Source organism: Aliikangiella aequoris (assembly GCF_053709105.1).
In genome coordinates this window covers 1,626,448-1,653,375 of sequence record NZ_CM132298.1, presented here as the reverse complement: position 1 = coordinate 1,653,375, position 26,928 = coordinate 1,626,448, and the positions used below count along the sequence as shown (strand labels likewise).

The 26,928-nt window shown below is 40.4% G+C and carries 16 protein-coding genes; 1 reads left to right on the top strand and 15 read right to left on the bottom strand.

What is annotated here, in order from left to right:
- Position 1 precedes the first annotated feature (1 nt).
- From ACUR5C_RS07200 to ACUR5C_RS07130, 15 genes are all read right to left on the bottom strand, one after another.
- Entirely contained in the window at positions 2-9,580 is a 9,579-nt protein-coding gene (locus tag ACUR5C_RS07200) for a SpvB/TcaC N-terminal domain-containing protein (RefSeq protein WP_454467677.1), read from the bottom strand.
- A 621-nt stretch (positions 9,581-10,201) separates the two neighbouring features.
- Positions 10,202-10,528 carry a ComEA family DNA-binding protein gene (locus tag ACUR5C_RS07195; protein ID WP_454467676.1) on the bottom strand — a complete coding sequence of 109 codons (327 nt, stop codon included), beginning with the start codon at positions 10,526-10,528 and terminating at the stop codon, positions 10,202-10,204.
- 131 nt (positions 10,529-10,659) lie between these two features.
- A complete protein-coding gene (pyrF, locus tag ACUR5C_RS07190; protein ID WP_454467675.1) occupies positions 10,660-11,370 on the bottom strand; it encodes an orotidine-5'-phosphate decarboxylase in 711 nt (236 codons plus the stop codon).
- A 10-nt stretch (positions 11,371-11,380) separates the two neighbouring features.
- Entirely contained in the window at positions 11,381-12,559 is a 1,179-nt protein-coding gene (lapB, locus tag ACUR5C_RS07185) for a lipopolysaccharide assembly protein LapB (protein ID WP_454467674.1), read from the bottom strand.
- A gap of 20 nt (positions 12,560-12,579) precedes the next feature.
- Positions 12,580-12,873 carry a lipopolysaccharide assembly protein LapA domain-containing protein gene (locus ACUR5C_RS07180; RefSeq protein ID WP_454467673.1) on the bottom strand — a complete coding sequence of 98 codons (294 nt, stop codon included), beginning with the start codon at positions 12,871-12,873 and terminating at the stop codon, positions 12,580-12,582.
- A 133-nt stretch (positions 12,874-13,006) separates the two neighbouring features.
- A complete protein-coding gene (gene ihfB, locus ACUR5C_RS07175) occupies positions 13,007-13,300 on the bottom strand; it encodes an integration host factor subunit beta (protein ID WP_454467672.1) in 294 nt (97 codons plus the stop codon).
- Between the two features lie 133 nt (positions 13,301-13,433).
- Positions 13,434-15,107, bottom strand: coding sequence for a 30S ribosomal protein S1 (gene rpsA / locus ACUR5C_RS07170; protein WP_454467671.1), 1,674 nt, complete (start codon positions 15,105-15,107; stop codon positions 13,434-13,436).
- 255 nt (positions 15,108-15,362) lie between these two features.
- On the bottom strand, positions 15,363-16,055 hold the full coding sequence (gene cmk / locus ACUR5C_RS07165; RefSeq protein ID WP_454467670.1) for a (d)CMP kinase: 693 nt from the start codon (positions 16,053-16,055) through the stop codon (positions 15,363-15,365).
- Between the two features lie 37 nt (positions 16,056-16,092).
- Positions 16,093-17,184, bottom strand: a complete 1,092-nt coding sequence (serC, locus tag ACUR5C_RS07160; protein ID WP_454467669.1) for a 3-phosphoserine/phosphohydroxythreonine transaminase — start codon at positions 17,182-17,184, stop codon at positions 16,093-16,095.
- On the bottom strand, positions 17,177-19,819 hold the full coding sequence (gene gyrA, locus ACUR5C_RS07155; protein ID WP_454467668.1) for a DNA gyrase subunit A: 2,643 nt from the start codon (positions 19,817-19,819) through the stop codon (positions 17,177-17,179). The genes serC and gyrA overlap by 8 nt, the downstream gene beginning before the upstream one ends.
- A 744-nt stretch (positions 19,820-20,563) precedes the next feature.
- Positions 20,564-22,297 carry a GGDEF domain-containing protein gene (locus ACUR5C_RS07150; RefSeq protein WP_454467667.1) on the bottom strand — a complete coding sequence of 578 codons (1,734 nt, stop codon included), beginning with the start codon at positions 22,295-22,297 and terminating at the stop codon, positions 20,564-20,566.
- A 22-nt stretch (positions 22,298-22,319) separates the two neighbouring features.
- Complete coding sequence (locus ACUR5C_RS07145) at positions 22,320-22,607, bottom strand: hypothetical protein (RefSeq protein ID WP_454467666.1); 288 nt, start codon at positions 22,605-22,607, stop codon at positions 22,320-22,322.
- A gap of 92 nt (positions 22,608-22,699) precedes the next feature.
- The gene (locus ACUR5C_RS07140; RefSeq protein ID WP_454467665.1) at positions 22,700-23,491 is read right to left on the bottom strand and encodes an SAM-dependent methyltransferase; all 792 of its coding nucleotides are present in this window, start codon (positions 23,489-23,491) and stop codon (positions 22,700-22,702) included.
- 79 nt (positions 23,492-23,570) lie between these two features.
- Entirely contained in the window at positions 23,571-24,107 is a 537-nt protein-coding gene (locus ACUR5C_RS07135) for a GNAT family N-acetyltransferase (RefSeq protein WP_454467664.1), read from the bottom strand.
- Between the two features lie 2 nt (positions 24,108-24,109).
- Positions 24,110-25,378 (bottom strand): pepsin-like aspartic protease, encoded by a 1,269-nt coding sequence (locus ACUR5C_RS07130; protein WP_454467663.1) that lies wholly within the window; start codon positions 25,376-25,378, stop codon positions 24,110-24,112.
- Positions 25,379-25,565: 187 nt separating this feature from the next.
- On the opposite strand from ACUR5C_RS07130, the gene ACUR5C_RS07125 reads away from it, so the two are divergent.
- Positions 25,566-26,921: a TRZ/ATZ family hydrolase gene (locus ACUR5C_RS07125; protein ID WP_454467662.1), complete on the top strand. Its 1,356-nt coding sequence runs from the start codon at positions 25,566-25,568 to the stop codon at positions 26,919-26,921.
- Positions 26,922-26,928 lie beyond the last annotated feature (7 nt).

Genomic DNA, 26,928 nt, shown 5'->3' with positions numbered 1-26,928 from the left:
CCTAACTCTTATTGTCTTTATCAAAACTGTAATGCACATTAGGCTTATCCCGTTTATTATGATCATTATCATGATAGTGGTCTTTGCCTTTCTTATGTTTTTCTGGCCGAGCGGGCTTCCCTTTCTTTTTAAACAAGCCTTTCTTTTTGGCCGCTTTTTTAGCTTGTTTAGCAGATTTATACTCCTTATCCACTTGTTTTCGACCAGTAGAGTCACGCCAAGTTTTTTCCTTAACAGGCTCTCCATGTTTTGTTTTTTTACTACTCTGATTTTTCTTTGGTTTACCATTTTTCTTTAGATTTTTATCTTTACCATTAGACTGTTTTTTCTGCTTCTTTTGCTGCGTAGGTTGAGATTTTGGTTTCGTCTTCTTAGAAGGCTTTCTCATGCTTTTTTTAGCTGATTTTTTAGCTTCTTTTTTTACAACTTTTTTAACTACTTGTTTTACGACTGCCTTAATAATAGGAACAATGATATAACCACTCGGATCAGTTCCCGCAAGTGGATTATTCATAATATACGAATATGGATTGAGTGCTTGCGAGTTGCCAGGATCAAATATAAATGGGTCAACAGAAAGGAAACGCCCCAAATTGTAATCGTAGATTCGCCCGTTCATATGAATCAACTGCGCATCATCTAAGTGCTCATGATCAGTAAACCCTCGGCGTGTGGTGAGCAATATATCATCTGATGCCGCAATATACCCACTTTGAGAACTAATATCTTTTAGTGTGGGTGAGCTTGAAACTTCAAAAGTGCCTTTACGTGGTTTACCAAAAGGATCATAACTTTTGTTATCGATTACATTACCGTTTTCGTCAGTAATGGTTACTACAGAGCCTAAACGGTCTCTATGAACAAAACCAATATCGTATCCCGCGTTATTGCCACCAACGGTTTGGGTGATAATGGCATCGCCTACATAAGCTTTTAACTTAGTTACCCCACTTCGCTCAATCACTTCATAAGTTTTGTCTATGTAGTGAGTGATTTCTGTGCCCGTTGGAAGCCCTTTTTTAACTTGCTTATAGCGCATGTGATTTGCACCATAACTAAACTCACTGGTAATACCGTTTTTCTTGATGCTAGTCGGTTTATTAAACGCATTGTAGTTAATCGTACGACCATCACCGCTGATCATATTACCATTGTTATCATACTGGTATTGAACGACTTGCCCATTTAAATTAGTAATTTGCCTTACTGCATTAGGCCCCGCTTTACCACCAGCCGATTTACTCGCGTTACCATATAAATAACCATAGCCTGCAACATAATCACTTTTATAGGTGAAGTTACCGACGCTATCATAGCGATAATTAATGTCGCCTAAATTAACGCCGTCACTAACTCGTTTAGAGGTGATTAAACGATGAAGCTTGTCATAAATATAATTTTCTTGCGCTGCGATGTAGCGGCTACCGTTAAAAACTTCAACGTTTTGCTGAGTTAAATTGCCATAACCATCATTGTATTGATATACAATTCTATGCCGCTGAGAGCTAGTTGCTAGCCTACTTACCGCAGTAACTTTTAGCATAGCACCAGACACTAAGTCATAATCAAAGGTCTCTTCTATTACACCATTGGCTTTCGCCACTTCGGTTAGTTGGCCTTTAAAATTAGTCGCGGTGACTTCTTGGTAAACATATCCGCTCACAGGGTTAAGTACTTTACTTAAATACCCCAAATTGTTGTAGCGATTTTCTACCGTCAATTGGTTAGGGTAAGTGACCGCTTTAACTCGGCCGGTATTTTGGTCATACTGCTGGCTTGTGGTGTACTCTGCTGAATCTATTTTTGTGTTAGTTGCCACAGGGCGACATAAATAATCGTAATAATAAGTACGTTTGTAATGACTGCCCGTTCCCTTTATTTCTGCAGAAGGCATTCCATAGCAAATACCGCCACTACCCTGCGCTGATTGATCAAACAGAAACTCAGCATCAGGGCTGCCATTAATTTCACGCTTAACCAAGCGCCCTAAAGTGTCATAATCGTAATGATAAGCGGCATTATTGGCGTCAATTTCTTGCTCAACTTCACCATAGCCTGTGTAGCTAAATGTTTTGACTCCCATGTTAGGATCGTTAACCGATAGCTTTTGGCCTAGCGCATTATAACTTGCTGTAATAGCGACATTGTTGGCGTCTTGTAGAACGATAGGATTACCCATGGCGTCATAAGCATAACTGGTATGAGAGCCATTAGCATCAGTGGTTTTAATTAACTGACCATTGCCACTATAGTAACGATACATTGTTATTGGGATACCGCGTGAAGGCGTCACCTCGATTTTAGTTTCGCTCCGGTTATAAGCATACTTTACCTGCATATTTTCAATTGAGGTGGTGTCGGTTTTCTTCTCGAGTAAGCGCCCTAGTGGGTCATAGCTTGCATAGGAAGTTCCTTTAGTTTCTGCGGTATTGTCGGAAAGAATAGACTCAAAAGTTTTTCTACCCAGTGCGTCATAATCAACCATTTGATAAATTTTATCGCCGGTAAACCCTTGCGTAGAAGTGACTAGCGTACGGTTAAACTGATCTTTATATTGAATGCTTTGTGGCGCTCCGGCTTGTAACGAAATCACTTTGTAACGAATATTCGAGTTATAAACGCCATCGCAGCCCCCATCACACTTAGAAAAATAAGTGTAGGCTGTTTGGCCTAGGCCAGACTGCGGGGTAACGCTTTGTAAGCGGCCAAGCTCATCGTAACTATTCGTCATTAAAATATTATTCGCATCTTTAGTCCACAAAGCTTGACCATGCTTAGCAGAAGTAGAAGCTTGAGCTTCGTGACCTTTAGCGTTAATCACTTTATCAACAAAGTAGCCATCACTTGTATATTCAGTCCTGGTAGTTCTTGGCTCTTCGCCTGGACTAGAAAGCGTGACCGATGTTGGCAAACCATAATTATTATAAAGTGTACGAGTCGATACGGTTTTTCCACCACCGATGGTAGGCGTAACATTTACCTCACTCGGTTTTAGTGCTGCCGTCCAGTCGTATGTGGTTTCAATTTGTTTTTTGCCATCTAATTGCGCGTTGTATACCGTACTATGATTACTCAAGGTTTCAAATGTTTTGGTCGTTTTGCTTGGTTTTCCATATTGCTCATATTGAGGCTCAAAAGTAGTTTGCTGAGTTACTTTTACTTGACTATAGCCGTTGTCAACAATAGAAACTGACTCTTTAATGTTGCCATATAAATCATACGCCGAACTACTCACGCTAGGTGTTGTTGTGCCGTCGCCCGGATCAGTTAGCCCAACATAACTCTTGCTGCTAGACAATTGATCACTTCGATTCGCCACATCAAATTCTTGTTTGATAGTTAATGTTGGAAAAACCCACCAAGTATCATGATTAGATGTTTTAACCTCTTTATAATAAGTTTTAGTGGTTGATAGTGGCGTAGAACAACCACTTCCAGTATCTTCAATTAAGCAAGTTTCAATACTTTCGATACTTCCTGCTAAAGGAAACTTTTGATGAAAATGACTTATTGCGCGGATCCCTGAAGGTTGATCAACGATGATGCTTCTAAATCCTTGAAAGCCTCGTCCAAACGCATGATACACCGCGGCTTTATAAGCATATTGAGTTTCCGATAAACCGCCGACGCCGTCGCTCACTTTATAGGTTGAGACCACGTTCATGCTTGAGGTAAAGTGAAAATAACCATCCCCCATGTAACTAAAATCAGGTTCATAATGCGCGTGCTCGCTAGTACCACCTTCACTACTCGATAGCGGTAAAAAGTTCCACTCTGATCTAACATTCAAACCATCAGTCGCAGATTTCATTAAATCAGTTGCAGCATAACGTTCACCAGAGTCTGCCGAGCCTTTATTGCGGTTAATCCACAAACCGTATCGTTTACCAAAACTGGTACTGGTATCAACGCTATTGTGCTTGCCTTCAGAAGCGCCATAAACGGAACGACGTGGCCCAAAAGCAAAAACCATGTCTTGCAAACCATCACCAGTGGCATCCAAGCTCGCGACTTCACCTACTGTTCCATGGATTTGCGTAGGTACTCGTTTCGCTTGGTAAACGCCTTGAGAATTAAGCTCCCATTTAATGGCGTCAAACCGATAAACTGAGTCGTCAAATTTGCGCGGGTCGACAAGCATTGTTTCATTGCTATTCACATCGCTATGTTTAAAGTCTTTGTAAATTGCGTCTCCGCAGCGCTTAACCACATTAAAACTAAACCCAGAATTTTCATTCACATAGGTACAACCGACTACCACTCGCTCGGCAGGAACGAGTAACTCAGCTTTGCCATCGCCATCGACGTCCATAAAATTAGTGGGGTATTTGGGCTCGTATTGAACCGCGTTTTCTTCCGAATTAATTTTAAATGAGGTAACGTAACTTTTAGCCGCTAAATAAGAATCTGCACCTAGCCAATGTTTGGTTGAAGAAAAAGTACCATTACCTAAATTAAGCTGATAATTTAAAGTGTGGCGATTAGTCTCACCATCTTCCCAAGTGACTAAGTCAGCTAAACCGTCTGAGTTAATATCAATTAATGCTTGATAAAAGTGCATGTCATTGCCACCAAAAACAGCAGTTGGCGGCGGCGGAAAACTATAAGATGATGCACTTGTTAAACTATAGTTACCCTGTGTATCAACATCACTTAAAAAGGCCGCTTCATTAAACGAAGTACCGGTAACAAATGTACGTGACAGTATAAAATCGGGTAGCCCGTTGCCGTCTAGATCGCCCGCTAACACATAGCTAGGTGTTCTCACGCTAGCAGACTCAACGGTATTGGTTGAGCGCCGCCCCACTTCATAGCGATGAGTGACAGAGTAAGGCGCTTGCGTGTTTTTAGTATTAAAATAAACTTCAAATAACAGCTGTGAATTGTAAACTCGAGTTAAATAAATATCTGGCCAGCCATCACCATTAATATCGGCAATATTTTTAATGCCCTCGTACTTTGCCTGACCAAAAGTCACCGGTAAAACATTATAAACCCAGTTATTGTTTAACTTAATATCAACCAAGAATGCACCGGTTGGGTTTGCAGAGCTTACCTGGCGAAGCCTTATTGGATCGGTTGCGCCATCAATATTAAAGTCAGCAAATACGCAGTCATATTGATTGCTAACAACGTTAAAGTTACAGAAAGACTGCTCGGTATTGAGCACTTCGTCTAACTGACCTTCAGGCGTAATGGAATAGTCTTGCCAATCTCGAGTACCGTTACCATCGTGATCGGCATTTGGTATTAAGTTTTCGAACACAAAGTCATGACGGTTATAATCAGTGAAGGTGTAAATAGGAACAATGGAGCCTGACTCTTCATAACCCGCTTCTTCTAGCACATAAGTATGTGGCGCATCTTTCCATTTAAAACTTGTTTCTGGTAAACAGCGGCTAGGACCACACTCTTGCACACTATTTAATAAGGTTCTGTTAGTCGCGCGGCTTGTGCTGTTTTCAAACCGGTATTCCTTTACCAAACTGTTTGTGTTTACATAAGTATTAATGTGCGTTAGGCGCTGCGTAAACTCGGCTTTACCGCCTTTTAAGTAACTAAAAGATTGATCGGCTCTATCGCTATAAGAAAAACTCACTCTGCGATCACCCAAAGATGATGCTGAGTTTCCGGTGTAATAAATGTCTTTAATTAAATGCTCACCCGAGCCATATTTTTGGTAAACATAATGAATGTAATTATTGTTGGTTGCGTCGTGGCTGCGTTGAATTTGCCAAGTTAATGTTGCCGGAGCACCGATTGGTTTAACCCGCGAGTTAGTATCAGTACCAAAATAAGACGTTAAACCATTTTTATGCTCTACTTTAAACGAAGCATTGTAATCATTAATGTCACCAGTTTGCGTGACTTTAGCAAACGAGTCCATTTCTGTATGGTAAACCGCACCGTGGCTGCCGTAAGTCGCGCCGTTTGTAACGATTAAGCGCTGCCCGTTAAAGCACAAACGATCTTTTTGTTGTGAATACTGAACACTTAAGGCATAACCGTCTTGCTCGTAAGTAGCAGCACAGCGACTAATGGCCGAAGCTGCTGACAGTGACCAGCCTACTCCAAGTATTCCATTGCCCGCTTTAGAGGAATAATTGACCGAAACACTCGGCTGCATATTGGCCCGCCCAGGTGGTAATGTGATAGGAATGTTATAAACCGCAGCGCCACCCGACACCCCTGCTTCTGCTTTTACGGAGCCAACGTAATAAAGTTGATCATCTACAAAATTAAACGGCATAACATTCGCATCAGGGATCTGTGGTGTTCCTTTTGACGCATAACTTGGTGCTATATCTACCTCAACTGACTTAGGTTGACTATAAGTAGAGCATGACCAAGCGACTTTATTACAAGCTCTAACCCTATAATGAAAAAGACCGTTATTGGTTTCACTGATACTCAGTTGAGTTTCTGAATGATTACCGAGCGAGGTCCAACTTGCACTATTAAATTGGCGTTGAACTTCATAATAACTTGCTTCTAACTCATTACTCCAACTAAGTAGAAATTCGCCAGTTTCACTCGAGTCTAGGTTAGGAGCAACCATTGCAGGGACTAAGGGCACTCGCTTAACCTGGACAACACTTGAAAAAGCAGTGTAGGCAGAACAAGCCCAACTGAATTCATTACAGGCTCTTACTTGATAAGAATAATCTTCACTGGGTTTATCGCTTAAGGTAAGACTCAATGCGTTTAAGCCTTGAGCAACACTTTTTGTGCTACCCGCGCCTTGTTGATGCTCGCGGATATCATAATAAGACACGTTACCGGAAGGCTTACTCCAACTAACTGAAAAGTTTCCGTTAGTACTTTGGCTGATATTGGGGGTAACACCTGCAGGCGCGTTAGGTGCAAGCCTTACAATTATATTTTGCGACGCAGGACTAAAAGCTGAACATGACCATGCATATTTATTACATGCTCTTACGCGATACTGCCAATTACCATCACTACTAATATTGTCAAAAAAGTGAACCGAAGTGAATTGAGAAGCAGCTGCTACCCAACCGCCTGAATTAAACCGCTTTTGCACATCATAATAGGTCGCAAAATTGGCAATATTCCATTCTAAAGCAATTAGCCCTGTGGCTGTTGAAGGAACAATTGGAGCACTCGGGGTAACCGGTGTTTTATAAACTTTTACCAAATCACTTTCTTTAAATGAACTGCAACCACTCGAATTACATGCCCTAACTCTAAAGCGATAAGTTCCATCTATAAGAGATGTGATAGATTTTTGAGTACTGACACTGCCATTTTGAATACGACTCCAGTTTCCAGCGCTAAGTTGTTCTACTTGGTATTCACTTACACTTCCGCTTGCACCTGACCAACTAATGACAAAGTTACCATCGGTGTCAGTAGACGGCACATTAATGCTACTCGGCGCGGATGGTATATGAAGCACTTGAGTGCCTAAATTAACCGTAGAGTAGCCAGAACATGCCCACGAAAATTCATTACATGCTCTTACGCGGTAGTCGTAAATTCCATCCGTTTTATTTTGCACTAAAAAGGCGCTAGTAGTAAGTTTTGAGGCAATAGTAGAAAAGCTTCCGACTCTATTTTTGCGTTCAATTAAATCGTAATAGCTGACGTTTCCTGAAGGCTTTGACCAGCTGACAGTGTAGCTACCGTTGGCGTTTCCAGTTGGCGATATAACGCTTGCCGGAACGCTAGGTAGCGCTCGCCAAATAACGGATGAACCGCTCGAACTATAATTAGAGCAAGCCCATGAAAAAGAGTTACATGCCTGAACTCTAAACTGCCAACTACCATCACTAAAGCCGGAAATTGTTTTACTGCTAGCATTAACATTTAAAGCCGCATTACTCCAACTGCCCGTTCCTTTTCGCTTTTGAATATTGTAGAAAGTCGCAGAATTTACTCCTGCCCAGCTTACCGTAACACTACCTGTACTTTTATCGTTAGTTGGATTTGCGCTCGCGGGAGTGGCGGGAATGTTGCGCCATTCGACTAATGCTCCACCGCTACTATACCCGGAACAAGCCCATGAATAGGAATTACAAGCCTGTATTCTAAACTGCCAACTACCGTCAGAAAACCCGCTAAGCACTTTGCTGGTCGATGTAATATTGGAAGCTGCAAGCGTCCAACTTCCATTATTTTTTCGTTTTTGAATATTGTAGTAACTTGCTGAACTTACTGCGCCCCAGCTTAAACTTATACTACTAGTGCTTGTGGTTGTTGCAGGCGCCGCTGTAGCGGGAGTAGCGGGAATTTTACGCCATACAACCGAAGAGCCGTTTGTTCCCCAAGCTGAACAGGACCAAGAATAACTATTACACGCTTGAACTCTAAACTGCCAACTGCCATCACTTAGATTTGAAAACACCTTACTTGTTGCAGCTACATTTGAGGCTGCTGTCCCCCAAGCTCCACCATTTAGTCGCCGCTGAACGTTATAGTATGTCGCGTAGCTTACTGCGGGCCAGCTAACTGTAACTTGGTTAGAATCTGAACTTGTGGTTGGATTGGCCGCACCAGGTGTGGCGGGCTTTAGCCTAACATTAATTTGGTTTGGTAAACTATAGCTAGAGCATGCCCAGCTGTAGCTATTACAGGCCGCAACCCGGTATTCATAAGTTTTTTTATCTGACTTTCCTGTGCGACTTATCGAAGTTGAAGTATGGCTTGACGCAATCGTTGACCAACTACCTCCTGCCTCTCGTTCTTGCACGCTATAAAAATTTACAGTTCCGGCTGGCTTACTCCAAGATACCGTATATGCACTGGTAGACGCATTTGAACTGGCTGGTGCAGATGGATTTGTTGGACGATATTCCACTTTAACTTGACTAGCATTACTATAAACTGAACAAGACCACGAATAGCTATTACAAGCCTGTACTCGGTAATAATAGACGCTGTCATTTGCTCGAGATGTTCGGTTTAACGACGTAGAATTCGTATTAAATGCTACGGTAACCCAAGCACCGCTGCCATTTTTCTCTTGCACATTATAATGAGTTACATTCCCAGAGGGCCGAGACCAAGAAACAGTATAGCTTGAGCTAACGGAGTTTAAGGAACTGGGCGTAGCGACCTTTGCTGGCGGCTTTCTTACAATTGTTGCGGCACTTGCAGTTCGCCAACTTGAACATCCATCTGGATTACAGGCAATAACTCGATATTGATAGCTTCCATCAGCGCGACTAGCAACATTATAACTAGTTGTGCTACCAGAAACTGTCGCAATTTGTACAGCTGCAGCACCATTTTTAGACTCAGCAATTCTATATAAGCTTTGACTAGAGTTCATAAACTTTGCCGGTGACCAACTAACGGTAAAACTTCCAGTGGTCGAAGAACTCGGGCTTGACACAGAGGCTGGCGTTGTTGGCGGCTCTTTATAAGTATCACAACCTCCAAAAGAGCGATTTAAAGAGTCGCTATTTGCTGTAGATAGTTGTTTTTTATTGGTTAACTGATTTTGCTTAACTTCTGCAGCAAATGGCTGAGGACAGTTATAAGCAGCTATTTTTGAGCTATAAGCTAAAAAAAATAACCCAAATAGTAGGACGCTCTTCCCTAGTAAATTTTTCAATGCTTTTCCCTATAATGTTTTTTATTTTTCGAATTTATATTTTCAAATTTATAATTTATCGGTTTTATTTTATAACTTTTGGCTGATTGTGTTTCAATACTGGCTTTTATTGATGGCCAAAATTAAAATTTCGCGCATAGTAATAAAGTCGGTTTGAATAATCAATAAAGCATTAGATTAATCACATTTATATCTCAAAAGATGATAACCAGCTTCCAAAACAAAAAGCCAAAAGCAGCCAAAGCAATCGAGAGTAGATTAAGCCTTTATCAATAATTTAATCGATGCATTAATCGCAACAGTGCTTTCACAGCGACGCAATTCAGTCACGTAATTCACTGCAACACAAAGGCTAAGCTAATTAATTTCGAAAATAAATAAGAACAAAATAATGTTTTAAATTTTGATGAGATAGTCTCACTCACTTTTAAATGAGATATCACTAAGAGAGAATTTTCGTTCAATACACCGAAAATAAAGCAGCTAAATACGCCTGTTTATTTCGATAGCGCTTAAATAAATTTTGATAGGATATGCGCGTAATGCTTAGGTAACATTAGCATTACGCATTGATATAACGAGTTTAAAAATTTCAGTTAATTTAATTTCAGTTAATTTAATTTAATTTAATAAAATTCGCGACTCGTTTCTTACTACCGTTAACACCCCAATACCTTTAACAGAGGCTAACTCTTCAATACTTTTAAATTCTCCAAACTGATTTCTAAAAGCGACAATCGCTTGCGCTTTTTTAATACCAACGCCGGTTAAAGCTTCTGCAATTTGCTCTGCACCTGCGGTATTTAGGTTTACTTTAAGAGAGTCTTCAAATGATTGGTGTGAGTTTATTTTATGGATACTGGATTTAGCCAGCGAAATTTGAGAAAAGACATTGCTCACTAAAACAGCAATTAATAAGACAGCGAACTTAAAAGTATTCATTTTCATAGTGCCTCTCCTTAGGCTAAATGGTGTTTCCATACGCATCTTTAGGTGCAACTGGTCGTGTTATTTCAACCAGATATAACTTACCTGCAATAGGTTAACAGTCATAATCTAACTCAATTTAGAATAATTTTCTAGTGAGCCGTTAAACTTTCAGAGATATCGCACAAGGTTTTGAGCGGATCGGCCGATTGCGTGATAGGCCGACCAATAACAAGATAATCTGCCCCATTGGCGGTAGCTTTTTCAGGTGTCATTATTCTTGATTGATCACCTTGCTCACTACCTAAAGGCCTGATGCCAGGAGTGACCGTTAAAAACTCTTGATTGGTGTTTGCTTTTACTGACTTAGCTTCTAGCGCAGAGCAAACTACTCCGTCTAATCCTGACTGATGGGCTAACGCTGCTAAATGGGTTACTTGCGCGTCTATCGAACGCTGGTAGCCAATGCCGTCAAACTGCATTTGGTCCATACTTGTCAACACCGTCACTGCAGTTAACAAAGGTCTGTCTTGACCAAAAGACTCTAAGCCTTGCATTGCTTGGCTCATCATTTTTTCGCCACCACTAGCATGTAAGTTTACCATCCAAACACCTAATTCGGCAGCTGCCAAACATGCTTTGGTTACGGTGTTAGGTATATCGTGAAACTTAAGATCTAAAAAAACCTTAAAATCACCGCTGACTAAGTACTTTACCCAGTCTGGACCAAACAAGGTAAACATTTCTTTGCCTACTTTTAACTTGCACATCGTGGGATCGAGCTTTGCAACTAAAGACTTAGCGGCTTTTAAATTATCAAAATCTAACGCGACGATAACCTTAGAGTCGTTATCATTATTCATACTCACCGGCCTATTCCCCTTCTATGCCTTGAATCGGCTTTACACTTCCCCAGTTTTTACAACTAGGACACTGCCAAAATAAAGTCTTTGCATCAAAACCGCAGCTACCACAATGGTAGACAGGCTTATTGTCTAACAGCTTGTTTACAACTTGATGAAGCATTTGTAACGATGGCTTAGCACTTTCACTCGCGTGGACTAAGTGCAGCTCAATTAAGCTTAACAAGCCTTTTAGTGACGGATGAGTCGCCATTTGCATGGCGATATACTCGGCTGCGGCTCTATCTCCTTTCGCTAACTTAATCTGCTCCGAATAAGCTAAAATACAAGATATACCTGCGCCTTGCTCGATAGCATTTTGAAGAAAGATAGCAAAGCCTTTGGGATCATTAAGGTGCTTAAAGCAAATCTCAATTTTTAAAATTGCTTCTGGCAATATTTCAAGATCAGTTTTAACCAGTTCACGGTAGTTTTTTATCGCTTGTTTATACTTTCCTAAACTATACAAAATTTCGCCGTTAATAAGCATCGCTCGGGCGCTACTAGAGTCTGCCGCTAATGCTTTTTTTACGTAGCTAGTTGCAGTTTTGGGCTGGCGCTCTACAAACAGCATGTTTTCGGCTAATTCGCAGTAAAAATGGGCAATTTCTGTGTTTAAATTAGAGCGCGCGTCAACTTGAATTTTCTCTGCCACTGCAATTGCTTTGCTCCAGTCTTTAGTTTGTTGATAAATGACTAACAATTGCTTAAGACTCTTTTGCTTGTGAGATGAGTCTAGCACTAACTCTTTAAAAATATTTTCTGCTCTATCGAGTAGCCCAGCAGCCATATAGTCATAGCCTAGTTCTAACAGCGACATTTTTCGGTGACTATTGGTCAGTGACGGCCGCGCTATTAAATTTTGATGGATCCGAATAGCTCGGTCTACTTCGCCGCGCTTACGGAATAAATTGCCTAGCGCCAAATGAGTTTCTACCGTTTCTGAATCGATTTCTAGCATGCTAATAAAAGCATCAATTGCTTTATCTGACTCTTCATTTAATAGGTAATTAAGCCCAATAAAGTACTTTTTAGAAAAGCCAGACTGGTTAGATTTTGACTTTTTAGACGAGCGCTTTTTACCAGAGAAATAACCTAAAACCCAGGCCACTGGTAGCAACAGCGCAATAACTATGACTATTTCGAACATATGAGTGAGATTAAAATCCTTTAGTAATCGTCCTTAATTGGAAGCGCCCTCAAACTATTGAGTTCGCTTTCGAGTTTTCTCAACTTATTGTTGGCTTGCTTTAGCTGCAATTTAGTTTTTAATACACCGCCAACCAGCGCACCTATACCGACTAGAAACCCTAATAATAAGCATAACACCATTACCCAGTTTAACTGCCACTCAACTTGACTGTATATATAGTTAATAGTTACTAAGCCATCATTTTGAGCAAAAAACAGAGCAGATACTATAAATAGTATTAAAGCGATGATAATAATGATGAAATTTTTCAAAATTCTGCCTCAATTTTTTAACCAAGCTATTTTAGCCTATCTCATTCTACCGGGTCGACCTACATTTTAATTTTTGACTGCAAAAAAAAAGCATATCCAAGATATGCTTTTATATGATTCTAGTGACTTAGGTTTAACTCTTTTCAATTCCGTCGTTAACGCGATCTCTTAGCTCTTTACCCGGCTTAAAATGAGGAACATATTTGCCTTCAAGTTGAACAGATTGACCTGTTTTAGGGTTTCTTCCTACTCTAGGAGCGCGATAATGAAGTGAAAAGCTACCAAAGCCTCTAATTTCAATTCTCTCACCCTTAGCGAGTGATTGAGCCATATGTTCTAAAATATTTTTAACCACTAACTCTACATCTTTTAGCGAAAGTTGTGTTTGCCTAGCTGCTAATCTTTCAATGAGTTCGGATTTAGTCATTATAACCCATTCCTTTGTTACTTTTCGTGACGTTTGGATTACTTTCTACAATAGACAATTTATTTACAAAAAGCAAAAAAAAATGCCCAAAATCAATAGATTATGGGCATTTTTTACTAATTACTATAAGTAATTAATCGCGATCCATTTGCTCTTTTAATAGATCACCAAGCGTTGCTGGAGCAGCTTCTTCGCCATCTTTGCTGAATTCAGCAATAGCGTCTGCTTCTTCTTGCTTGTTTTTCGCTTTAATCGACAATGTGATTACGCGGTTCTTTTTATCTACAGCAGTAAACTTAGCTTCTACTTCATCGCCTTCTGCAAAGAACTTAGTCGCATCGTCTACACGTTCGTCGCTGATTTCTGCAGCACGTAAGTAACCTTCTACACTGTCAGCTAAAGCAACTTTAACGCCACGAGCGTCAACTTCAATTGCTTTACCTTTAACCATAGTTCCTTTTGCGTTATCCGCTAAGAACTGTGCAAATGGGTCAGAGTCGATTTGCTTAATACCTAAAGAAATACGCTCTCTTTCAGCATCAACAGAAAGTACTACCGCTTCTACTTCGTCACCTTTATTAAAGTCACGAACTGCTTCTTCACCAGTTGCGCTCCAAGAAATATCCGATAAGTGAACTAGACCGTCAATACCACCGTCTAAACCAATGAAGATACCGAAATCAGTGATTGATTTGATCTTACCAGTAACACGGTCATTTTTGTTGAATTTACCCGCAAACTCAGTCCAAGGATTAGGTACACATTGCTTAAGACCAAGCGAAATACGACGACGTTCTTCGTCGATATCAAGTACCATTACTTCAACTTCGTCACCTAAGTTAACAACTTTGCTTGGGTGAATATTTTTGTTTGTCCAATCCATTTCAGAAACGTGAACAAGACCTTCAACGCCTTCTTCGATTTCAACAAAACAACCGTAGTCAGTTAAGTTAGTAACACGGCCAAACAAACGCGCGCCTTCTGGGTAACGACGATTTAAGTCTGCCCATGGATCTTCGCCTAATTGCTTCATGCCTAATGATACACGTGAACGCTCACGGTCATACTTAAGGACTTTAACATCAATTTCGTCGCCAACTTGAACAACTTCAGATGGATGCTTAACACGTTTCCACGCCATATCTGTGATATGTAATAGACCGTCTACACCACCTAAATCAACGAAAGCACCGTAATCAGTTAGGTTCTTAACGATACCTTTAACTTGTGCGCCTTCTTCTAAGCGAGCTAATAACTCGTCTCTTTCTGCTGAACTTTCAGCTTCAATAACGCTACGACGTGAAACAACAACGTTGTTACGCTTTTGGTCGAGCTTGATAACTTTAAATTCTAGGTCTTTACCTTCAAGATGAGTTGTGTCGCGAATTGGACGTACATCTACTAATGAACCAGGTAAGAATGCACGAACGTTCTTAACTTCAACCGTGAAACCACCTTTAACTTTACCAGTAATCATACCAATAACAGTTTCGTTAGCTTCACAAGCTTTCTCAAGCTCTAACCAAGTTTCAAATCGCTTCGCTTTTTCACGTGATAATTGAGTCGCACCGTAACCATCTTCAATTGCATCTAATGCAACGTCAATTTCGTCACCTACGTTTACTTCAACTTCACCTTGCTCATTTAAAAATTGTGAAAGTGGAATAACACCTTCAGATTTTAAACCAGCGTTTACCACAACTGTTTCATTATCAATTGCAACCACAGTGCCTTTAACAATTGCACCAGGACGCATTTCGAGTTCATTTAAACTCTGTTCAAATAGTTCTGCGAAATTCTCGCTCATCTTTAGATACCTAAAATCGTGTATAAAATACACTTAGTTTCAAACTCCGAATAACATCCAGTTAGTCCGGGATTATTAATAAAAGACCGACTAATCCGTTAGCAGTCCAAAAAATGCTTTAAATAGTTTTTAAATAGAACCAACTAATCTCTAAAACCAATTAGTTAATTCAAAATATTCTTGTTTGGGGAATTTTCTAAACCAACAGAAAACGCCACATCCTACTACTTTTAATTAGCCTATAAAAACGGCTAATTATTTAGCAATAGGCAGGCTTTTTGATGCAAAATCAAGAACTTGAGTCATTACTTCTGACAAACTCAAATTTGAGCTATCAACGACAAAAGCGCCCTCCGCAGGTACCAATGGAGCCACGGGGCGATTCCGGTCACGCTCATCGCGTTCTTTAATGCTGTCTAAAAGCGCGCGCATATTAGCACTTACACCTTTATTTATCAACTGTTTATAGCGTCTCTCTGCACGGCATTCAGGACTTGCAGTAAGAAAAATTTTGACTGGCGCATGAGGGAAAACGACCGTTCCCATATCGCGGCCGTCGGCGATTAACCCGGGCATTGAATAAAAGTCTTTTTGGCGCTGAAGTAGCGCTTCTCGCACTTCTGGAATAATTGCAACTTGAGAAGCTGCCTGCCCTGCTTCGTCCGTTCTAACCAACTTGGCGAGGTTTTCGCCTTCTAAAATGGGCTCTACTTCGTTGGTTTTAGGGTTGCTTTCAAAGTGCACATCCATGTTACGTGCCAATTGAGCAACGTCTTGATGATTATTAATATCAATAGCATGCCGCTTTACAGCAATACCCAATACGCGATAAAGCGCACCGCTGTCTAAAATATGCCAGCCTAAATGCTCAGCTAGCATTTGACTGATAGTACCTTTACCCGAGCCAGAAGGTCCGTCAACCGTAATTATATTTTGCGTTTGAGACATGATTTAATGAACCTTAATTTAAAACTAAACGGATAAATTAACCGTGTTGACGCTTAAATTCTTGCATAAAGTCGACCAACGCTTGCACACCGGCTAAAGGCATTGAGTTATACAGGCTAGCACGCATACCACCAACACTACGATGACCTTGCAGTCCGACTAAACGTTCTTTTTCGGCTAATTCTAAAAACAGACTGTCTAGCTGAGTGTTTTTTAAGGTAAAGGGGATATTCATTCGAGAGCGGTTTTTTATTGCCACTGGATTAGCGTAAAAATCATCGCTATCAATACACGAATACAAAAGTGCGGCTTTATCAATGGCAAGTGCTTCCATGGCAGCCACACCACCCTGCGATAGTAGCCACTCGAAAACTAAGCTCGACAGGTACCAAGCATAAGTTGGCGGTGTGTTCACCATAGAACCGTTGTTCGCTTGCGCTTGATAATTGTAAATTTTAGGTAAGCGCGAAAAGTTCATCTGATTAAATAAATCGCGCTTCACAATGACAATAGTCATGCCAGCCGGGCCAATATTTTTCTGAGCCCCTGCATAAATTAAGTCAAAGTCATTAATATTGATAACTTCGGATAAAATGCAAGATGACATATCAGCGACAATTGCACCTGAGCTTTGAATTACTTCGGAAAAGCGGTGCCCTTCAATTGTCTCGTTGGGTGTGTAGTGGGTGTACTTGGGGTTTTCTACTCGTTGCCAAGATTCGCTGGGAGTAATTTCTTGTAAGTTAGCGCTATTTTGAGTAACGACATTTAAGGCTTTAACCGAACCAAATCTGGCCGCTTCTTTAGCCGCTTTATTTGACCAAATACCGTTACATAGGTACTCAGCTACGTCATTTTCTTGCAGTAAACTCATCGGGATATTTGCAAACTGATGAGACGCGCCACCATGTAAAAACAGCACCGCATACTCATCTGAAACACCGAGTAGCTTCCTTAAATCTGACTCGGCTTTTTCAGCAAGCCCTTGATATTGCGCGCTTCGGTGACTTATTTCCATGACCGAAACACCCATACCGCGCCAATCTAAAAACTCGGCATGAGCTTGTTGCATGACCGCTTTTGGCAAGGCCGCTGGCCCCGCACAAAAGTTAAAAGTCGTTTCACTCATCGTTTGAGTCGCTTTCCTTGTTATCAACCGCGTCATTTGTTTCAGGCTTAGCTTCTGCTTCTGTTTGAGCCTCGGCAGCGCTGTTTTCAGACTCTTCTTCGTCAGTTTCTAGCTCATCTATACGTTGTAAACCAACCAGTTTTTCATCTTCTTGTAAGCGAATAAGCCTTACACCTTGCGTATTTCGGCCCATAATTCTAATTTCATCGACGCGAGTACGAACTAAAGTACCACCTTTACTGATCAGCATGATTTCGTCACCGTCAGTCACTCTCACCGCACTAATCGCTTTGCCGTTTCTTTCACTCGATGTTATTGAGATAACACCTTGACCACCACGACCTCGTAACGGATGCTCGTTCATCTCAGTACGTTTACCATAGCCATTTTCAGTTACGGTAAGAATTTGACTATTTTCGTCGGCTCGAACCAGAGCAATCACTTTTTGGTCTTCGGCAATCCGCATACCACGAACCCCGCGAGCAGTTCGTCCCATTTCTCTAACGTTTTCTTCATGGAATCGAATTACTTTTCCGGCATCACTAAATAACATTAAGTGATCTTCACCACCGGTAATAACAGTACCAATTAACTCATCGCCTTCATCTAATCGTAATGCAATGATTCCGTTAGAGCGTGGTCTAGAGAATTGCTCTAAAGAGGTTTTCTTAACCGTTCCACTTGCAGTTGCCATAAACACAAAGAGCTCTGGAGAGTAATCTTTTACTTGTAAGATACTAGTAATACGCTCATCGTCTGCGAGTGGCAAAATGTTTACAATGGGTTTACCGCGTGAGCCGCGACTTGCCAAAGGAAGCTCGAAAGTTCTTAACCAATAAACTTTTCCGGCACTAGAGAAACATAAAATAGTCGCGTGAGTAGAAACAACCAATAACTTAGCAATAAAGTCTTCGTCTTTCATTTTAGTGGCCGATTTACCCTTACCACCACGACGTTGTGCTTCATACATATTTAAAGGCTGATATTTAACATAGCCTTCATGAGATAAAGTAACGACCACGTCTTCTTCTGGAATTAAGTCTTCCATTAATAAGTCTGCAGAACTATTGGTTATTTCTGTTCTACGCTCATCACCGAAAGCTTCTTTTACCTCTACCAGCTCTTCTCTTATCACTTCCATTAGTCTTTCTGTGCTAGCTAAAATAGCTAACAATTCGGCAATTAAAGCGATTAAATCGCGGTAGTCCGAAATAATTTTTTCATGTTCTAGGCCAGTTAATTTATGGAGTCTTAGATCCAAAATCGCTTGCGCTTGCGCTGGCGATAAATGGTATAAATTATCTACCATGCCAAACTGTGGTTCTAAATCATCCGGACGACAAGCGTCAGCGCCGGCTCGATCTAACATTTCTAAAACTTCACCCGCAGCCCAGCCTTTAGCCATTAACTGCGTCTTAGCTTCAGCAGGGTTAGCCGCTTTCTTAATTAATTCGATTATTTCATCTATGTTGGCTAAAGCTAATGCTAAACCTTCTAAAACGTGCGCTTTTTCGCGAGCCTTGCGCAAGTCAAAAATAGTTCGTCTCGTCACAACTTCGCGGCGGTGGCGAATAAACGCCTCTAGCATTTCTTTTAAATTGAATAACTTAGGCTGGTTGTTTTCTAGCGCAACCATATTAATGCCAAAAACAGTTTGCATTTGTGACTGTGAGTAAAGGTTATTCATGATGACTTCAGAGTTTTCACCCCGACGAAGCTCTATCACCATTCGCATACCGTCTTTGTCTGACTCATCACGGAGTCCTGTGATTCCATCGATCTTTTTATCTTTAACTAGCTCGGCAATTTTTTCAATTAGTCGCGCTTTATTAACTTGATAGGGTAATTCGGTAACAACAATGCTTTCTTTGCCGTTTTTCTCGTCTGTTTCAATATGGTGTCTGGCTCGAATATAAATACGCCCCCGACCAGTCGTGTAAGCTTGAACAATCCCTGCTCTACCATTAATGATGCCTTGCGTTGGAAAATCTGGCCCAGGAATATGTTCCATTAAACCAGCGACGTCAATATCTGGAGTGTCCATAACCGCTAAACAAGCGTCAATCACTTCATTGAGGTTATGTGGCGCAATATTGGTCGCCATACCAACAGCAATACCCGCAGAGCCATTAACAAGTAAATTAGGTACACGTGTAGGTAATACCGTAGGCTCCGATTCACTACCATCGTAGTTTTCGGCCCAATCTACTGTCTCTTTATCTAAATCAGATAATAACTGGTGAGCCAGTTTGTCCATTCGGACTTCGGTATAACGCATCGCCGCTGGAGAATCACCGTCGACAGAGCCGAAGTTACCTTGGCCATCAACCAGCATATAACGTAGAGAAAATGGTTGCGCCATACGTACAATCGTATCGTACACCGCGGTATCACCATGCGGGTGGTATTTACCGATTACGTCACCGACCACACGAGCAGACTTTTTATAGGGCTTATTAAAGTCATTGCCTAGCTCATTCATTGCGTATAATACGCGGCGGTGAACGGGCTTTAGTCCGTCTCGAACATCGGGTAACGCTCGACCGACTATAACGCTCATTGCGTAATCTAAATAAGAGACTTTAAGTTCATCTTCAATGTTGATTGGAAGGACTTCTTTTGCAAACTCACCCATAAATGACCATCGTTCCTTATATTATTGATTTTTAACGAATTTCGTTAAAAACTCAGCGATATTATTATTAATATGTCTGGCTAAACAAACTTGCTTGAACTCAAGCGGTATAAAGCAGGCAAGTGTACCACAAGTTGGACTAAAAATGACTAGATAATTTGCTAATTATTCGATTGGAAACAAAGCAAATTGCTTAAAGTCATCATCTGTTTATTTATTAGCCAACTCGGTTTAATTTGACTGAGCATTTTGTACTCAATTCTAAGTTCACACTTAAAATCCAATTCAAGCTTAGAATCCAATTCAAACTTAAAGTCAGCCTATAGTAAGACTGCCTATTGATTTAAGAATTGGTCCCTTTAGCTGTGTTGAGAGCAATTCTTAAAACTGGTGGTCCGGTCGCTAACTTTGTCAATTCTACAGGTATAAAGTCTACCTTTACTTAATTTCAATCTTGAGCGAAACCATAAACTAGCGCTTGCGCAAAGCCGAGGCAAACTTCACGCTGCTAAGTTGAAGTTTTTAATTTAGTGTTGAAGTGTTTAATTTAGTGTTGAGATTTTTAATTAAGAATGACAATACTGCAATGTAGCAGCTTGAGAACTTTAGCCTAAAACCGCTTTTTATTTGGATTTAGCTTATTAGTTGGACTTATCAGGCATACACCGGATAAACGCTACAATCGCTGCACAGCCACTCAACCGAGTGAATGAATGCCGCAGCGACTGGCTAAAGTCAGTTTGGTTAAATCGGCTTATAACTAACGACTTGGTTTCTACCGCGTCGCTTAGCTAAGTACATGGCTTCGTCTGCGTGCGCTATAAGATCTTTTAACAAATAACCACTCGATTGGCTATCAGCGACGCCAAAGCTTGCCGTAATTGGATCATCTAGCCCTAAAGGTGTTACGTCTATTTCGCTTATTTTAAGGCGACATTCTTCGGCAATTCTTAAGGCTTGTTCTGGCTCGCAACCAGGTAATAAAATAGCAAACTCTTCGCCGCCAACGCGGCCAAAAATATCCACTTTTCTAACGCACTCTTTACACGCCAAAGCAGTCAGCTTTAAAACTTTATCACCAACGGGGTGACCATGATTATCATTAATCTTTTTAAACTTATCTAAGTCAAACAATATAATACTGGCTTTGCGTTCAAAGCGCGCATAGTAACTTAGCATTGTTTCGGCGCTTTGAGTAAAGTAAGCTCGGTTGCTGATTTGAGTAAGGCTGTCATATTCAGCCAAGTACTTTAGTTTTTGCTGTGAGCGTTTTACATGCACTACCCACAATGTTAAAACGGTTAAGCTAAATAGTAATAAAATAATTATCCAACGATTATAAGTTGCAGACTCTTGCGCTAGATCTTTTTCTAGCTGCAAAATGTGATTCACTTTATTTAAGGAACTAATTTTTGCATCTTTTTCTGCCGACTGGCGTTTTGCAGATTCAATAGCAAGTTGCCGACCATTAATTTCTTGAAAGTGCTTTTTCTCCGCATCAAAATAGGCTTTTAAATATTCAATAGCCCGCTTTAACTCTCCCGCTTTTAAAGCTACCTGATAAAGTACATGATAGGACTCAGCAATGCGTTTAGTTTGCTCTACATTTTTACCTAAATTAACCGTAGTTTGTGCCATCTCATTGGCTTTATCAAAATTATTAGACAACCAATAAGCACGCGCTAATAGCGAGTAAACTTCTAAGATAAGAAATTGATACTGACTTTTTTCAACCGGCTCTTTAATACTTGTTAGCAAGTTTAGTGCGTCTTCTGTGCGCTGTTCTTTGACATAATAGCTTGCTAAGTCAGAGCGAATTACATTAGCGAGCAAATGCTCTTTGGCTTTTTCGCATATTTCTATTGCGTTTGATAACTCCAAAGCGTAATTCAACTCTTCACCGAGCAGTCGCTTTGATTTTAGTGACATACCTTTGGCTAAACAAAGGTTTCTTTGATTTGTGCCTTCACTTAATACTTGAGAAAGATAGCGAATGGTTACCGCATGATATTCAATTTGGTCATAAAAAATAGCGGCTGCAATTAGTCCTTGATGTTTAATGCCTAAATCGTAGATTGCGTTTCTATTGGCTTCGATAAATTGAATAAAGTCGAGTCCTTTCTTCCACTCTCTTTTAAAAGCGAATAAATTAACCAAGGAGAAAGCCGTTCGATACTTTAGTGACACATTGTGCGAATTGTTAAATACATGTAAGTAATTTTTCTCTGCGTCGTCTACTTTACCACCCAAAGCATGCAAATAGCCCTTTAAATATAAATAGTAGTATTTTTGATTAATATCGAACTGATCAAAATGCGCTTCTAGTTGTCCAATTAGTTGAGCAAATTCCGCTGCATTAGATGATTTTATTGACTCTGCTGCTTCTAATTGACGTTGAAATTCAGTCGAGTTCGCTTGCAAAAGCGCAGCAGCAAGGCTAAGGCTGGCAAGCGCCAGCCACTTTAAAAATGTTAACATGTAAGGTTTAAACTTATATTAATTAAAAATTAACGACAGCTAGGTGACTACTTTCTGCTGGCTTTTCATTGTCATCATCTTGCTTGCTATCATCTTCGTCGTCGTCATCTTTAGCTGGAACAAGCATACAAACAATTTCGTGCTTTTTACCTAATATTGATTCTAAGTAGGACACATCGCGAGCAATAATGGCTTGAATAACCTCGCTAGGCAAATTATAAGGTGCTAACGTTTTTTCTATCGCCTCATTGTTATTGGCGAAATTAGCGACACACGAAAGCTCTTCCAAAGCAGAAATTAAATTATTCATTTTATTGTCCTTTTATTTATTAGTGTACTTATTAATTTAGAGGGTTCTAGCAATCTTGTTATAATACTTGAATCTCGATGCAAATCAAATAATTAGTGAGCTATAGCCTGTAACTGGCTAATTACTGCATGATTCTTTTGTAATTCCTTACATGCGGGGATTACTAGGGTTGTGTAGTCGTGCAATTTAGCATTAACTAAATCACTTAATGCGATTTTTTGAATGCGATTATTCCCCAAGGATATTGTTTTGGCTTCATATAAAATCACCTGATGTGATAATGGGTAATGCTGGCCTAATAAGTCGATTAAAATTTGTAATGCTTGGCGACTAGTATTGCGTTTAGCTAAACTCATATCGCCAGCAACACCAATCTGCCACAAAATTAACAACGCCGAGGGATCTATCTGGCGATGATACATCATAAACTGAGTTGCTTCGTACTGCTGGCAACCAAGCTTGCCTGGGTCTAGCCCTAAGTCGGCTATTAAGCAATCTTCTGCTGAAATACCAGGTTCCATGCTTGCGCTGTAGCCCTCATGCTTAAGTTGTTGAATAGCTTTGTGAGCAACCAACGCGAATACACCTGGATGACCGTATAAACATAAGCAAACATTTTTGCCTTGCTTTACTTCAGCCACAACAACTTCGAGCATTTTTCGATAAGTTTGGTTTCTTGACAGCCCTTTTTGATAGTGGCTTTGCAGATTGCGAACATCATTATTCATTTGGCTAATCCACTCTTCCATAAAGTGATTTGAGACCGACATAAAGACGGTGTCTGCGGCTTGAATAGCAGATTTAGCAACCGGTGTTATATGCGCTCCCAGTTGAATTCCTGTTCCGACACAAATAAGCTCGCCTTTAGCTGTGGTATTACTCAATGAAAATCCTTAATTTATACTCGTTACTTGAACTCAATCCGGTCAAATTACCGCTAGGTTATATTTTAACCGGTTCATTTTAGTGTACTTGTGCCACGGGTTTAAATTCCCAAGCGGACTTGTCAACACCATAAACCACATAATTGGATTTAGGTTGCGTTGCTATTGGTTTAGCATTAACCGAGCGACAGGCTAAAATAACGGCTCGGTTATTTGTTCTAGTCTTAAAATGAATTCGTTGTACGCCCTTGTGGTAAAACAAATTATTCACCATGCTAATTCCAATTTGGCGGCCCTCTCCCTTGGCTAATATTCTGTGCTTTATTACAATACCAAGTTCTACCGTTTGAGTAGCCTGATCGATAATACTAGCCCCTACAAACCCAATACAATGCTGACTTGACTTACAGCGCAGCTTAAAATAAAGCTGGGTGGTAGAGTTTACAATATGATTAAACAGCTTAGTCAGCTCAGTATGATTTAACTGGTGCCGGATATACCGCATGGTTAGTGGGCAATTAAAAACGTCAATGTAGTCGGTTAAATCGTTTGGCTGAATAACCGAAAATTGATACTTAGGGTGCTGCGGAAGCTGTTCGCTAGAAGCAAATAACATGCTTAGCCTACGGTTTTAGCTTGTGCAAATTTCATACTACCAAACTGATTTTCAAACCGTGCAAATACAACAAAGTAACCAGCCATTAAGGGTAATCCCAAAATAGATTGGTCTGGCCAACCGGGTAGCTGAGAAATAATTTTAAATGAAATTTGACCATGTTGAGGTGCGTTGACTTGCCAATAATCTTCAGCCTTGCACATTAAGCTAACTTCTTTTTCTGGACTATCTAGCGAGCCTTCAAAAATAAACTCAATATCTGGCCACTCGTTTAAATTAACTAGATTGGCATCTATTCCCTTCTCTTTATTTTCGAAAGTTAGAAAGGGTTCTAAAATATTTTTGAAATTTGGATTAGTTTTTTCAAAGCAGTCAATAATATAATTATAAACGACATTATCTAATACAATTGCCGATGCCCCTGTGTCGATAAACGCATTAGAATGGTGCCTAGTTAAGTCGCGCCCCGTTAATAATGGTGCGTTAAAGGCGTCAAACTCGCCAACCTTCACTTTCAATAGCCTAACGTTATAATAGACATCATCGATAACTTTAATGCGCTTAAAGTCGCCTTGGTATAGGTCTTTATCTTCTGCGCCACCACCTAATATAAACAAACCTTGATTTAATGGATCTTGCTTAAGCTGCTCTTTTGACAAATTATTTTCAGCATGATGGATACTAGAGCGATGCGCGAGAATTGCAAACCGATTGGCGGAAATCCCCTCTTCCTCTAGCTTTGTAAAATAAGGTTTAAGCTCTTCTTTGGGATAATTTTTTAAATACTTATAAAAATCTCCCGCTGACTGTTTTGCAATTTTAGTGTCATCCCAAGGATAACTAACTGCGGGGTCGAGTGGTACCGTTTGGAAGTAACTTGTCAAATCGTGAGCATCATTAAGTTCATGAAAGGCTAAGCCTAAAATTCCGTCGGCCTCAGCAAAAGTTCCTTGAGTCATTTCGACTGCAATGGCAACATTCACGTTGTCTAAAAGCATTTTGTCATTGGCGGCAAACATATCGACACCGGTTTTAACTACAGGGCCATACCACCCACCAATACCGTAACGAATACACTGAACAAAAGAAGTTGCAACTAGTTCGGCATCAAGGTGTGACTCGTACGCGGCTTTCGAAACGACTAAAGTACTGCTTCCAGTATCAAGCACCAGTTCAGCGGTATCTTTTTCACTACCAAAACTCACCGTGACTGAAAATCCACCTCTTGCGTAGACGTTGGTCATTGGCATTCTAAGCGATTTGCTCGACATAAACATTCCTTGCTTTTGTTGTTATTTCCTAAGTTAACCAGTTTTTTATCACGACTTAATTTCAATAAATTAACTCAGACTTTAAATGATTACTTTTTGAGTATAGGTTTTCAGGGTAAAATATCAGCCAACTAAATAGAGCGCAACATAAAAGACGCTAATCACGATTAAAAAGAGCAATTTGATTATGCAAGAGTACATTATTAGTGCCGACTGGTTAATTCCAATGCAAGAAGCTAACCCTTCTGGCTCAAACCAAAGCTCATCAACGTCGAACGAGCAAACCCAGTTTTTACAACATCAAGCGATCAGAGTTAAAGGTAATTTAATTTCTGAAATCCTTGACTCAAAACTTGCGCAGCAAAAATATCCCGAATTACCTTTTACCCATTTAGCCGGTCAAGTGTTATTACCCGGCTTTGTCAACGCTCATTGTCACGCGGCTATGAACTTATTAAGAGGTTTATCCGACGATAAACCGCTAATGGAATGGCTAGAAAATGAAATTTGGCCAGTAGAAGCTCAATTTGTTGACGATGCGTTTGTTTACGAAGGTTGTCAACACGCCATTGCTGAAATGTTACGCTCTGGCACCACCTGCTTTCAAGATATGTATTTTATGCCCAATCAAGTCGCCAAAGCGGTGCATGAGTCTGGCATTCGCTGCAACTTGGGTCTGGTGATTGTGGACTTTGAAACTAGCTGGGCGAAAAACGCCCAAGATTGCATAGAAAAAGGGCTAGATGTCTATGATGACTTTAAGCACAGTAATACCCTGTGTTTTAATTTAGCGCCACATGCGCCTTATACTGTGTCTAAAGGCACCTTAGAAAAAATTGCCATGCTTTCTCATGAGCTCAGCTTAAATGTTCAAATCCATTTACATGAAACCGCCCACGAAGTTGACTCATTCATTGAAAATCACGGAATTCGACCCATGTCGATGATGCGCGATCTTGGACTACTGTCACCGCAACTTAATGCCGTACATATGACTCAGCTTAACCAAGGCGAAATAGAGTGGCTAGCCGAGTCCGGTACTCATGTGATTCACTGCCCTCAATCGAATATGAAATTATCAAGTGGCATTTGCCCAACTAAACAACTGCTCCAAGCGGGAGTTAATATTGCAATTGGTACCGATGGCGCTGCCAGTAACAACGACTTAGATATGATTAATGAAATGCGCAGTGCTTCATTGTTAGCCAAAGTTGACTTTCTTGATCCAACCGCATTAAATGCCTATGAAACACTTTATGCAGCAACTATGGGCGGAGCTAAAGCGCTAGGTTTAGATGATAAAATTGGAAGTTTAGAATCAGGCAAGTGCGCTGACTTTATTGCGATAGATCTTAACACGATTGAAACCATGCCTGTCTACAACCCAATTTCACAAATCGTTTATTCTAGTAGTAGAAATCAAGTGACCAATGCATGGGTTAACGGCAAGCAGCTTTTAAAAGATCGCCAACTTGCCACTTTAAATACACAACAGATCATGCACAACGTTGCGCAATGGCATTCAAAAATAAGTCAAAGATAATTTCAGT